The sequence below is a fragment of the Burkholderia sp. LAS2 genome, from assembly GCF_018417615.1.
In the GTDB taxonomy this organism is placed as follows: Bacteria; Pseudomonadota; Gammaproteobacteria; order Burkholderiales; family Burkholderiaceae; genus Burkholderia; species Burkholderia sola.
Genome location: NZ_CP071054.1, coordinates 1,050,771 through 1,063,483 on the forward strand (window position 1 = coordinate 1,050,771; position 12,713 = coordinate 1,063,483).

The window sequence follows — 12,713 nt, forward strand, 5'->3', positions numbered from 1 at the left end:
CCCTGCTGATACCCTCTCCACCCGCCAATCAAATAAGTGGTTGGGTGCCGGCGCAGGGTTCACCGCGTCGCAATACCGCACAGGTCTCCGCCGAGACCAAGACGATTTGCACGAAGCTGGTGACAGGAACGTACGGGGAAAATAATCGATCCATCACGCGCCCCAATCCGGCGAGACTGAATTGGACGAAACGCGGCTCGTCAATCACGAGCCGGATCTCCAATCCTTGGACGAACGCTGAAGCCGGCTTGCCCGGCATCCAGCGCCGCACCCGTTCAGTCGACAGGGATACGAGCGCGTCGAAACGCCGCCCGGCGTCGGGGGCAAACTTGCCGAAGCGGGTGCACAGCCGCTTGAATTCATTGAGGCCTTCGGCGTTCAGCCGCACTGCCTGCGGAACCAGCCACGACATCAATTCCCACAGCTCGCCGCGACGAAGCATCGGCGCGGGACTTGCGCTGGGCTGCGCCAATAACTCGATTTCGTCACCGGCGTCTCCATCGCGCACGGCCAACTGGCGTTCGCGTATGTCCACCAGGTTGCCATTTGTGCAAGACAGCACGATGTCGAGTTGGCGCTGCGCGGCCGGATCAACGGGCTCGCCGCGAGCATTCACAAGTGCGAGTTCCAAGCCACGCAACCCGTCTGCGCGCGCTCCAGTTGCCTGTCCGCGCGGCGTTTCCTGTCCCGTCTTCCCGGGCTCGGAAGGCGGCTTCGGCGCGCGCCTGGCTTCGTCGCGCAAAACAACCCAATACAGGCCTGGCGCTGCGCCAAACGCGTGCTGCAAAGATTCGAAGGGCGGCAAAATCGCGGTGCCCCGGGCGGTCGTTATGCGAACCTGGTCAACTGACCACACCTCGCTCGTAGCTGCGGTCTTGAGCGAAAACGGTTTCAGCGGATAGTACGCTTGCCCGGCCTTCGTTTCGATCGGCTCCGCATTGCTCGAGAACAAGTTGACTACTGGTGTGCAAAATAGCCGGAGATTGTCGGCCGACGCTCCGACCAACCGTTGAGCGCGACGTGAGTCCGGATGGATGCCGGCAAGGGCCAAATGCAACGTGATCCGGCGCGCGCCAACCGCCAACCGTTTCAACCGCGCCAAATTCAGATCGAGGTTGTCAAATCGAGCGGGAAACGCGCCGTACTCCATCAACAGATGAAACGGAGCAATCGTGTTGTCGGGAGGCGGCGGAAGCAGCGCGTCGGCATCGTCGAAACCTGCGGCCGCCAGCGGCATGTCCACCCGACGCCAGCGCCCGTTGCCGTCCAGTTCAACAAAGGCACGCGTGGCGTGCAACAGCACGCCGTCGGCGAGCGCGGCCACCACCTCCCTCTCCCCCGCCAAATGCAGCCGCAGCATGTCTGGAGCATCCGAGAACTGGGTTGACGGCGATGTGAGCTCAAGGGTGAAAGACAAAATCCCCGTCGTGTCGGGCGGCAGTGGGGTTTGCATCGGCGCGACGGTCGACGTCGCGTAACGTACGCCGGAGACAGCCACCGGCACCAACGTGACGTCGGCGGCGGTGCGGAACACCTGACGGCTATTCGGCGCCACCAGCTGCGTGCCGCGTGGAACAAGCCGCGGCTCAGTCTGCTTGCTGTCTCGATCCACGCGAAATTGGGCCATCGCACAAGATGGAAACGGCCGCAGGAACGCTCCGTGGATCGTGTCAATCAACGCGTGCGTAAACTCCGGCACCTCATCTTCGAGTCGGATGTCGTGCCGAGCGCACATCAACGCGAACGATTGCAGCAGCCGTTCGACATATGGGTCATCCGAGTGCTCACCGGACATCGCAAGACGAGCCGCGACTTTGGGGTAAAGCTCGGCGAATGCGCGCGTCGAACGGCGCAGCAGACCCAGCTCACGCTCAAAATGCGGTAGAAGATCCTCGGGTTCGATGGCCATACGCGTTTCAGATGGTCACGCCGATCTGTCAATCGGTACCGTGCTCATAGGTAGACGCGCCGATTCTAACCGGGCACCGCGCACGCTTATCTCGAATTTATCGAGTCGGGGGCGAATAAATGAGAATGCTCGAAATACGCAAGCCCTGAGCACCGCCGATTTTATGAAGCGAGGGCAGCCACTATGGCCCTCGTGACAGCCCTCTGGGCTTCGGTGGTGTCAAAACTGGAGTTGCCCCTGTAATACCGGACACGGCATCACACTAAGGTTGCTGAATCCATCGAGCGCCGGAACTCGCGAGGCGAGCGGTATTTCAGCGCGCTATGAGGATGCTTCTCGTTGTAATGCTCGAACGCGATGGCCAAGTTGCGTGCGGCAGTCGCTGCGTCCGGCTTCGGCATGAAGGCGACGTAGTCGCGTTTCATCGTCTTCACGAAGCTCTCGGCTATCCCGTTACTTTGCGGGCCGCACACCGGCGTGGTCAATGGCTTCAGGCCGATGGCCACTGCGAACCGGCGCGTGTCGTCGGCCGTGTAGCCCGAGCCGTTGTCACTCAGCCACTCGATTTCGGACGGGGTGTGCAGTTCGTTGCCAAACCGATTTTCCACTGCAGCCAGCATCACGTCGCGCACGATGTCACCGCTGTGGCCTGCCGTCGTGGCCGCCCAGCTCATCGCCTCACGATCGCAACAGTCCAGCGCAAACGTCACGCGCAGCGGCTCGCCGTTGTCACAGCGAAACTCGAATCTATCGGAACACCATCGCTGATTCGAAACTCTCGCGGACCATCGCCAGCTTCTGCTCCGCCGTCCAGCGCCGCCGACGCACCGGGCCCGTCAACACTTCCATCACTTCCTGCCTGGTGTTAGTCAAAAACACAGTCTTATGCCTACCCGTTATTGTAAGTGGGTGACTGTGTCCGGCGTTTCAGGGGGCTGCTCCATCGAGCCATCCGGGCCGATGCGCAGGAACAGTCCGCGCCCATCCGAGAGGAAATACAACTTCCCGGTCGCCTTCTCGGCTTCGATTTGTCTAACCGTCAGAGCACCCATGATCGCCCTCCTTTGATATTGCAACCGGGTTGGCCCGCGCATCTCTACGCAGAGCCTACCCCACATCGCAAACACTAAAAAAACACTAAAAAGTTGCGGCTCGTGGAGAATTTCCGCAGAAGTTGGTGGACCACCAACTTCCCGCAACCCCTTGATGGATGGGGCTTTGACGGATTTCAACGGACCTGGCCGGATCACCCAAAAAACAATCACGATTCGTTTAACTTTCCGTGAGGACTTCGACACCGGCCGCCGCCTACGATGGGCGCATGTTTTCAGCACCTGCTTCCAGGAGCCCATCATGCCCACCCGCAGACATCTGCTGTTCGCCGGCGCCACCGGCCTCGCCGCGCTCGCGGCGCTGTCGTCCGCCGGCCACCGCGCGCTGGTCGGCCGCGCGTTCGCCGCGCCGCCGGCCGGCTCGCCGAAGGCCGCCCCGTTCGAGATCACGCTCAGCGACGCCGAATGGCATCGCCGGCTCACGCCCGCCCAATACACGGTCCTGCGCGAAGCCGGCACCGAGCGGCCGTTCACCAGCCCGCTGAACGACGAGCACCGGCACGGCACGTTCGCGTGCGCCGGCTGCGACCTCGCGCTGTTCTCGTCGGCCACCAAGTTCGACAGCCATACGGGCTGGCCGAGCTTCTGGAAACCGCTCGACCATGCTGTCGGCACCGACACCGACGCGTCGTTCGGGATGGTCCGCACCGAGGTGCACTGCCGCCGCTGCGGCGGCCATCTCGGCCACGTGTTCGACGACGGCCCCGCGCCGACCGGTCTGCGCTACTGCATGAACGGCCTCGCGCTCGCGTTCCACCCCGCTGCCGCCTGATCCGGCCCCAAGCCCATCCGACTGGAGAACGCCTCATGCTGCTCATCGTCCTTGCCTATCTCGGCGGCGTGCTCACGATCCTGAGCCCGTGCATCCTGCCCGTGCTGCCGTTCGTATTCGCGCGCGCCGACCAGCCGTTCGTGCGCACCGGCCTGCCGCTGCTCGCCGGCATGGCGCTCACGTTCGCCGTCGTCGCGACGCTCGCCGCCGTCGGCGGCGGCTGGGTCGCGCAGGCCAACCAGGCCGGCCGCTGGATCGCGATCGTGCTGCTCGCCGTGTTCGGCCTGACGCTGCTGATGCCGCGTTTCGCGGAACACCTGACGCGCCCGCTCGTCGCCGCCGGCAACCGGCTCACCGGCTTCGCGCAACGCGACGGCCGCCCGGCCGGCCCGGCGTCGTCGCTGCTGCTCGGCGTCGCGACGGGCCTGCTGTGGGCGCCGTGCGCGGGCCCGATCCTCGGCCTCGTGCTGACCGGCGCCGCGCTGCGCGGCGCGAGCGTCGGCACGACGCTGCTGCTCGTCGCATATGCGGCCGGCGCGGCGACGTCGCTCGGCGTCGCGCTCGTGATCGGCGGCAAGGTGTTCGCCGCGATGAAGCGCTCGCTCGGTGCCGGCGAATGGATCCGCCGCGGGATCGGCGCGGCGCTCCTGGCCGGCGTCGGCGCGATCGCGCTCGGCCTCGATACCGGCGCCCTCGCGCAACTGTCGACGGTCACCACGGGCGGGCTCGAAACGAAGCTCGTCGACCGCCTCGGCGGCCGCTCGAACGGCGCGCCGCCGGCACCGGCGGCGCCGGCTGCGACCGCCGCTACCGACGACGCGACGGGCGGCGCGATGATGGCCGCCGCAGCCGATGGCGCACCGGCCGGCGGCGGTGCGATGGCCGGCAGCGCGATGATGCGCGCGGCCGGCGCCACCGCGTCCGCGCTGCCGGTCGAAGGCACGCTGCCGTCGCTCGACGGCGCGGTGCAGTGGCTGAACTCGCCGCCGCTGACGGCGGCCGGGCTGCGCGGCAAGGTCGTGCTGGTCGATTTCTGGACGTATTCGTGCATCAACTGCCTGCGCACGCTGCCGTACACGACTGCGTGGGCACGCAAGTACGCGCCGTACGGGCTCGTCGTGATCGGCGTCCACGCGCCGGAATTCGCGTTCGAGCGCGACATCGGCAACGTGAAGAAGGCCGTGCACGACCTCGGCATCGACTACCCGGTCGCGATCGACAACGGCTATTCGATCTGGCGCGCGTTCAACAACGAATACTGGCCCGCGCACTACTTCATCGATGCGCAAGGGCGGATTCGCCATCACCACTTCGGCGAAGGCGAATACGCGCAGTCGGAACGCGCGATCCAGTCGCTGCTCGCCGAAGCCGGCCACCCGGACGCGCTGAACGTGCCGCTCGGCCTCGCCGGCGCGCCCGCGAAGGGTGCGCTCGCGGCGGCCGACAGCGCGGACGTCCGCTCGCCCGAAACCTATGTCGGCTATGCGCGCGCGGAAAGCTTCGCGTCGCCGGGCGGCGTCGTGCGCGATGCGGCGCACCGCTACGACGCGCCGGCCGGCCCGGATCTGAACGGCTGGGGCCTCGCGGGCACGTGGAACGTCGGCGCCGAGCGCGCGTCGCTGGCCGCGCCGGATGGCCGGATCGTCTACCGCTTCCATGCACGCGACCTGCACCTGGTGCTCGGCCCGGGCACGAGCGGCCGGCCCGTGCGCTTTCGCGTGACGCTCGACGGCGCCGCGCCCGGCGCCGCGCATGGCACGGATGTCGACGCGCAGGGCTACGGCACCGTCACCGGCCAGCGCCTGTACCAGCTCGTCCGGCAGACCGGCACGATCGCCGACCGCACGTTCGCGATCGAGTTTCTCGATCCGGGGGTCGATGCGTACGCATTCACTTTCGGCTGATCGCGCGCGCTACCGCCATCCCGGCGCCGCTTTTCCCAACGCATTCCGAAGGAGCAAAACATGAACCCGATCCCTATCCGCGATGCCGCCGGACGCCGGCGCGCCGCCATGCTGCGCCGCATCGGCGCCATCGCCGTCGCGGCGGCCGCCGTGTTCGGCTACCAGCGCATCGTCAATTCCGCGGAGCCGATGCGCACCGTGCCCGCGCCGACGCTCGACGAAACGCCCGGCGCGTCGCACGACGAGACGGCCGTGTTCGCCGGCGGCTGCTTCTGGGGCGTGCAGGGCGTGTTCGAGCACGTGAAGGGCGTGAAGCAGGTGACCGCCGGCTACGCGGGCGGCGCGTCCGAAACCGCGCACTACGCGCTCGTCGGCTCGGGGCTCACGGGGCACGCGGAATCGGTACGCATCGTCTACGACCCGACCCAGGTCACGTACGGCCGGCTGCTGCAGGTGTTCTTCTCGGTCGCGCACGATCCGACGGAGCTGAATCGGCAGGGCCCCGACGAAGGGTCGCAGTACCGCTCCGCGATCTTCCCGACCACCGCGCAGCAACGCACGGTCGCGACCGCGTACATCGCGCAGCTCGGCGGCGCGCATGTGTTTCCGGCGCCCGTCGTCACGCGCGTCGAAGCCTACAAGGGCTTCTATCCGGCCGAGGCCTATCATCAGAACTACCTCGAACTGCACCCCGACGCGCCGTATATCGCGTTCAACGACCTGCCGAAGGTCGCCGGGCTGAAGCAGCGCTTCCCGGCGCTGTACCGCGCCGACCCGGTGCTATGGCGCGAAGCCCGCTTATGATTCGTTCATGAATCGCTTGCGACCGTCTGTTCGCTGCATGACGGGGCTGCCGCCCGTCGCCCGGCAGAGCCGCCGGCACCACGCACCAGCGGCGTCCCGTTTGCGCCGGATCAACGAACCGGCGGACGCGATGCCGGGGCAAACCCGCATCGCATCCGCCGCGATCGGCAACTTCGCGTAGACTCTCCTGATTCCCGCCGCTTCTTGCGGCGTTCGACATTCAGTCCCGCCAGGAGGCGTCACGCATGCGCGCAGTGCCTTTGCCTGACAGCAACACCCTCGAAGAACCGTCCACCGGCGCGGTCGCGCGCGACCTGCGCCGCGTGCCCATTCACCCGGATCACTGGTACCCGCTCGCGTGGTCGCGCGAGCTCAAGCGCGGCAAGACGCTCGGCGTGCGCTTCGCCGGCGATCCGATCGTGCTCGTGCGCACCGAATCGGGCGCCGTGTATGCGCTCGAAGATCGTTGCGCGCACCGCCAGGTGCCGCTGCACGCGGGCGTCGTGAGCGGCGAAACGCTGCGCTGCTGCTATCACGGCTGGACCTACGCGTGCGACAGCGGCCGCTGCGTCGACGTGCCCTACCTCGGCCGCGAGCGCTTGCCCAACGGCGTGCGCGCGTATCCGTGCCGCGAAGCGCATGGGCTGATCTTCGTGTTCCCGGGCGACGCGACGCTCGCCGACGAACGGCCGTTCCCCGCGCTCGAATCCGCGGACAATCCCGCGTACAAGACGCGCCGCTTCGGCCGCGAGGTCAAGTGCCACTACTCGTTCATGCACGAGAACCTGATGGACATGAACCATCAGTTCCTGCATCGCAAGCAGATGGGGCAGATGCGCGCGCGCTCCGTGGGCCGCCGCCGCGGCGACGACTGGGTCGAAGTCGACTACACGTTCGCGCGGATGGAGGGCAAGCAGCCGGTCGGCGAGGCGCTCGTCTTCGGCGCGAGCAAGAAGCCGGCCGACCAGTCCGACAAGAGCGTGATGACGGTGCGCACCGGCTACCCGTACCAGACGCTGCAGATCCGCTCGAGCGAAGGCACGCTCGTGATGGACCTGTGGATCGTCTACGTGCCGCTCGACGCCGAACAGCGCACCAACCGCACGTTCGGGCTGCTGTCGATCCACAAGCCCGGCATCCCGTTCGCGCTCGATCTCGCGTGGCCGCTGCTCGTGTGGTTCACCGAGCGGATCTTCCGCGAGGATCGCTGGATCGTCGAGCGCGAGCAGGAAGCGCACGACGCCCAAGGCGCCGACTGGAACCACGAGGTGTTTCCGGTCATCAACGAGCTGCGCGACCTGCTGCGCCAGTGCGGCGCGCGCACCGTGATCCCGATCCGCGACGCGCGCGACAGCGCGTGACGTGACGCATGCGACGCGCGGCGGCTCGCCGCCGCGCGTGTCGTTACAGCGTGAACGCGCCCGGCAGCAACGCGCTGGCCGTCGTGACCTCGACGGCCCCTTTCAGGTTCGCGAGGATCACCTCGATATCGGGCTTGCCGATCTCGATGATCACCTGACGACATGCGCCGCACGGCGCGATCGGGCCGTCCGTGTCGCCGACGACCGCGAGCCGCGCGAAATCCCCCGGCCGATGGCCGGCGGCGATCGCCGCGAACAGCGCCGTACGTTCCGCGCAATTGCACAGTCCATACGACGCGTTCTCGACGTTGCAGCCGTGGAACACCGTGCCGTCGCGCGCCAGCAGCGCCGCGCCGACCTTGAAGCGCGAATACGGCGCATACGCGCGTTCGCGCGCCGCCTTCGCCTGTTCGATCAGTTCGTCTCGTTCCATCGTGGTGATGCCTCCGGGAGCAGGGTCAGCCGATCTGCTGGTAAAGGGTCGGCGGCGCTTCGCCGGTCTCGCCGAGCACGTAGCTGTGGCGCACGGCGTCCGCCGCGTGGGCCGCGGCCGCTTCGTCGCGGGCATGCACGAAACCGAGCGGCTCGCCCGCCTCGATGCGCTGCCCGATCTCTGCAAGCGCCGTCAAGCCGACGCTGACGTCGATCGCGTCCTCCGCGCGCGCGCGGCCGCCGCCGAGCGCGACCACCGCCAGCCCGAGCGCGCGGCAATCGACGCGCTGCACCACGCCGCTCGCGGGTGCCGCCACCGGCACGATCACGGCCGCCCGCGCCAGATGCCGCGCGGGCGCGTCGATCAGGTCGGCCGGGCCGCCGAGCGCGACGACCATCCGCGCGAAACGCTCGGCCGCCGCGCCGGAATCAAGCGCCTGCTGCAGCTTCTCGCGTGCGTGGGTGGCATCGCGCGCCAGCCCGCCGGTCACGAGCAATTCGGCCGACAGCGCCATCGTCACGTCGTGCAGACGCGCGGGACGCGACTTGCCCGTCAGGTAGTCGATCGCGCACGCCACTTCGAGCGCATTGCCCGCGCACGGCGCGAGCGACTGGTTCATGTCGGTGAGGATCGCGGTCGTCTTCATGCCGGCGCCGTTGCCGACGTCGACGATGCTGCGCGCCAGTTCCGCCGATTTCTCCGCGGTCGGCATGAACGCGCCGGAGCCGACCTTGACGTCCATCACGAGCCCGTCGAGCCCTGCCGCGAGTTTCTTCGACAGGATCGACGCGGTGATCATCGCGACCGACTCGACGGTCGCCGTCACGTCGCGGATCGCATAGATGCGCTTGTCGGCCGGCGCGAGCCGCGCGGTCTGCCCGATGATCGCGACGCCGACCTCGCGCACCGTGCGGCGAAACGCGTCCGTCTCGGGCATCACGTCGTAACCGGGAATCGCGCTGAGCTTGTCGAGCGTGCCGCCGGTGTGTCCGAGCCCGCGCCCCGAAATCATCGGCACGTAGCCGCCGCACGCGGCGACCATCGGCCCGAGCATCAGCGACACGACGTCGCCGACGCCGCCCGTCGAATGCTTGTCGATCACCGGCCCGCCGAGATCGAGCGCACGCCAGTCGAGCACGTCGCCGGAATCGCGCTGCGCGAGCGTCAGCGCGACGCGTTCGTCCGTGCTCAGGTCGTTGAAATACACGGCCATCGCGAACGCGGCCACCTGGCCCTCGGTCACGCTGCCGTCGGTCACGCCGCGCACGAACGCGGCCATCCCGTCGCGATCGAGCGGCTGCCCGTCGCGCTTCCTGCGAATGAATTCCTGCGGTAGAAACATCGTTGCCTCGCGTCAAACGGTCGGAGTCTGCTGCACGGGTCAATGCAGCGAAAAGAACAGCCCGGCAATCGCCGCGCTCATCAGGTTCGACAGCGTCGCGGCCGTCAGCGCGCGCAAGCCGAGCCGCGCGACGTCCGAGCGGCGCTCCGGCGCGACCGCGCTGAAGCCGCCCGCGAGAATCGCGATCGACGAGAAGTTCGCGAAACCGCACAGCGCGAACGACACGATCGCGAGCGTCTTCGGGTCGAGCACCTGCAGGCCGGCCGCCGCCGCGTGCGCGCCGCCCTTCAGGTACGGCGACAGGTCGCCGTACGCGACGAATTCGTTGAAGATCAGCTTCTCGCCGATGAAGTTGCCGGCCAGCGTCGCATCGTGCCACGGCACGCCGATGATCCACGCGAGCGGCGCGAACAGGTGGCCGATGATGCCGACCAGCGTGACCTGCGGAAAGCCCGCGAACGCGGCCGCGCCGCCGACGATCAGGTTCATCAGCGCGATCAGCCCGACGAACGCGATCAGCATCGCGCCGACGTTGATCGCGATGCGCAGGCCGACCGACGCGCCGGATGCAGCCGCCTCGATCACGTTGGCGGCGCGCTTGTCGTCGAAATCGAGGCCGTCGACCACCACGCGGCTCGGCTCGACGGTCGGAAACAGCAGCTTGCCGAACAGCAGCCCGCCCGGCACCGCCATGAACGACGCGGCGAGCAGGTACTCCATCTTCACCCCGAGGCCGGCATAGCCGACCAGCACCGAGCCCGCGACCGACGCCATCCCGCTCGCCATCACCGTGAAGATCTCGGCGCTCGTCATGTTGCGCACGAACGGCTTCACGAGCGCGGGCATCTCGCTCTGCCCGAGGAAGATCGTCGCGACGGCCGAGCACGCCTCGATGCGGCTCACGCCCAGCACTTTCGCGAGCCCCGCGCCGAGAATCGCGACGATCCACTTCATCACGCCGATGTAGTACAGCACCGAGATCAGCGCGGTGACGAAGATGATCATCGGCAGCACGCGCAGGCCGAATACGAACCCGCCATCGCCGAACAACTGGAACATCCGCGCGTCGACGAGCCCGCCGAACACGAACGCGATGCCGTGATTGCCCATGTCGAGCACGCGATTGACGCCGTTCGCGGCCGCGGCCAGCGCTGCGCGGCCGGACGGCACGAACAGCACGAGCGCGCCGATCGCGAACTGCGTGAGCAGCGCGGCGATCATGGTCCGCGCGCTGACCGCGCGGCGGTTGTTCGACAGTAGATACGCGACCAGCAACAGAAACAGCATACCGAGGAGACTGCGCAGAATATCCACCTTTGTGCTCCTTTCTCACTATTTGAACTGTCCGGCGGGCGGCCCGTGCCCGCGACCCGCGTGATCGGGTGGGTGGATGTTACTCGCTCGATATGCACGCCCGCAACGTCGCCAAAATCGCCGCGATCAATGGCATCGATCGTTTCTGTTTTCGTCTTCGAGAACTTGATCAGTTGTTCTATCTACGCCGCTAAAACACGCGCGGGGCGTGCCGTCAGAACGGACACGCCCCGCGCGACAGGCATCGTTCAACCCGCGCGCTCGACCGGATGCGGCTCGCGCAGCCGGTTCGCGATCCGCGCGGCCTCGTAGTAGCCAGCCGCCGGCGGACGTTTCAGATAGCGGCCCGCGCCACGCACCGCGCGCAAGTCGCCGTCGGCCCATGCGAGTGCGCCGCGCGTGAGCGTGTGCGTCGCGACGCCCTGCACCGTCATCCCCTCGAACACGTTGAAGTCGACCTGCTGGTGATGCGTCTTCACCGAGATCGTCTTGGTCGCGGCCGGGTCCCACACGACGAGATCGGCGTCGGCACCGACCTGCACCGCGCCCTTGCGCGGATACAGATTGAAAATCTGCGCGGCATTGGTCGACGTGATCCGCACGAACTCGTTCGGCGTGATGCGGCCGTGATTCACGCCGTGATGCCACAGCACCGACATGCGATCCTCGACGCCGCCGCAGCCGTTCGGGATCTTCGTGAAATCCTCGCGGCCCATCGCCTTCTGCGATGCGCAGAATACGCAGTGATCGGTCGCCGTCGTATGCAGCTGCCCCGACTGCAGCCCGCGCCACAGCGCCTCGCGATGCTCGGCCGAGCGGAACGGCGGGCTCATCACGTGGGCCGCCGCGCGCGTCCAGTCCGGATCGCGATAGACGGCCTCGTCGATGACCAGATGCCCCGGTAGCACTTCGCCGAACACGCGCAGCCCTTCGCTACGCGCGCGCGTGATCACGTCCACCGCGTCCTTCGCCGACACGTGCACGATATACACCGGCACGCCAAGCACCTGCGCGATGCGGATCGCGCGGTTCGCGGCCTCGCCTTCCACCTCGGGCGGCCGCGATAGCGGATGCGCCTCCGGCCCCGTGATCCCGCGCGCAAGCAGCGCCTTTTGCAGCTGGAACACGAGCTCGCCATTCTCCGCGTGCACGGTCGGCAGCGCGCCGAGTTCGAGCGAACGCTTGAAGCTGTTCACGAGCACCTCGTCGTCGGCCATGATCGCGTTCTTGTACGCCATGAAGTGCTTGAAGCTCGAGACGCCATGCTCGCGCACGAGCGTGCCCATGTCGCGGTGCACGCTCTCATCCCACCACGTCACGGCCACGTGGAAACCGTAATCGGAAGCCGCCTTCTCGGCCCAGCCGCGCCATGCGCGGAACGCGTCCATCAGCGGCTGCTTCGGGCTCGGAATCACGAAGTCGATGATGCTCGTCGTGCCGCCCGACAGCCCGGCCGCCGTGCCCGAATAGAAATCGTCGCTCGCGGTCGTGCCCATGAACGGCAGTTCCATGTGCGTATGCGGATCGATGCCGCCCGGCATCACGTACTGGTCGTGCGCGTCGACGACGGTTGCGCCGGCCGGCGCGTCGATCCGCTCCGCAATCTGCAGGATCGTGCCGCCGTCCTGCGGGTCCGCGCAGAGCACGTCCGCGCGATAGGAGCGGTCCGCATCGACCACGGTGCCGCCACGAATCAGGATTGCCATGTCGTTGCCTCCTCGTTGACTGTCGGGTGCCGCATGCCGCGCGCGAGTCGCATCCG

General features: G+C 67.5%; 10 protein-coding genes and 1 pseudogene. 4 read left to right on the forward strand and 7 right to left on the reverse strand.

The features are described from left to right. Positions 1-28: 28 nt before the first annotated feature. From tssF to JYG37_RS33775, 3 genes and pseudogenes are all read right to left on the reverse strand, one after another. Positions 29-1,909: a type VI secretion system baseplate subunit TssF gene (tssF, locus tag JYG37_RS33760; protein WP_213346791.1), complete on the reverse strand. Its 1,881-nt coding sequence runs from the start codon at positions 1,907-1,909 to the stop codon at positions 29-31. A gap of 257 nt (positions 1,910-2,166) precedes the next feature. Next, positions 2,167-2,682, reverse strand: a pseudogene (locus tag JYG37_RS33765) (integrase core domain-containing protein); the annotation flags it as partial. 123 nt (positions 2,683-2,805) lie between these two features. After that, positions 2,806-3,207 carry an Arm DNA-binding domain-containing protein gene (locus tag JYG37_RS33775; RefSeq protein WP_124631976.1) on the reverse strand — a complete coding sequence of 134 codons (402 nt, stop codon included), beginning with the start codon at positions 3,205-3,207 and terminating at the stop codon, positions 2,806-2,808. 55 nt (positions 3,208-3,262) lie between these two features. Between JYG37_RS33775 and msrB the strand changes: the two genes are divergently transcribed. From msrB to JYG37_RS33795, 4 genes are all read left to right on the forward strand, one after another. Continuing rightward, on the forward strand, positions 3,263-3,793 hold the full coding sequence (gene msrB, locus JYG37_RS33780) for a peptide-methionine (R)-S-oxide reductase MsrB (protein ID WP_050016152.1): 531 nt from the start codon (positions 3,263-3,265) through the stop codon (positions 3,791-3,793). A gap of 35 nt (positions 3,794-3,828) precedes the next feature. Next, positions 3,829-5,697: a cytochrome c biogenesis protein DipZ gene (locus tag JYG37_RS33785; protein ID WP_124631975.1), complete on the forward strand. Its 1,869-nt coding sequence runs from the start codon at positions 3,829-3,831 to the stop codon at positions 5,695-5,697. A gap of 60 nt (positions 5,698-5,757) precedes the next feature. Next, positions 5,758-6,501: a peptide-methionine (S)-S-oxide reductase MsrA gene (gene msrA, locus JYG37_RS33790; RefSeq protein ID WP_213346793.1), complete on the forward strand. Its 744-nt coding sequence runs from the start codon at positions 5,758-5,760 to the stop codon at positions 6,499-6,501. Positions 6,502-6,746: 245 nt separating this feature from the next. Further along, positions 6,747-7,862, forward strand: coding sequence for a Rieske 2Fe-2S domain-containing protein (locus JYG37_RS33795; protein ID WP_213346795.1), 1,116 nt, complete (start codon positions 6,747-6,749; stop codon positions 7,860-7,862). A 43-nt stretch (positions 7,863-7,905) separates the two neighbouring features. Here JYG37_RS33795 and JYG37_RS33800 read toward each other — a convergent pair whose 3' ends face one another. The 4 genes from JYG37_RS33800 to hydA all read right to left on the reverse strand — a co-directional run bounded on the left by JYG37_RS33800 (position 7,906) and on the right by hydA (position 12,657). After that, positions 7,906-8,295 (reverse strand): cytidine deaminase, encoded by a 390-nt coding sequence (locus tag JYG37_RS33800; protein ID WP_089490211.1) that lies wholly within the window; start codon positions 8,293-8,295, stop codon positions 7,906-7,908. Positions 8,296-8,320: 25 nt separating this feature from the next. Continuing rightward, positions 8,321-9,637 (reverse strand): thymidine phosphorylase, encoded by a 1,317-nt coding sequence (deoA, locus tag JYG37_RS33805; protein ID WP_050016163.1) that lies wholly within the window; start codon positions 9,635-9,637, stop codon positions 8,321-8,323. 39 nt (positions 9,638-9,676) lie between these two features. Next, positions 9,677-10,951 (reverse strand): NupC/NupG family nucleoside CNT transporter, encoded by a 1,275-nt coding sequence (locus JYG37_RS33810; protein WP_027786234.1) that lies wholly within the window; start codon positions 10,949-10,951, stop codon positions 9,677-9,679. Between the two features lie 248 nt (positions 10,952-11,199). Continuing rightward, the gene (gene hydA / locus JYG37_RS33815) at positions 11,200-12,657 is read right to left on the reverse strand and encodes a dihydropyrimidinase (protein WP_213346797.1); all 1,458 of its coding nucleotides are present in this window, start codon (positions 12,655-12,657) and stop codon (positions 11,200-11,202) included. Positions 12,658-12,713: the final 56 nt, after the last annotated feature.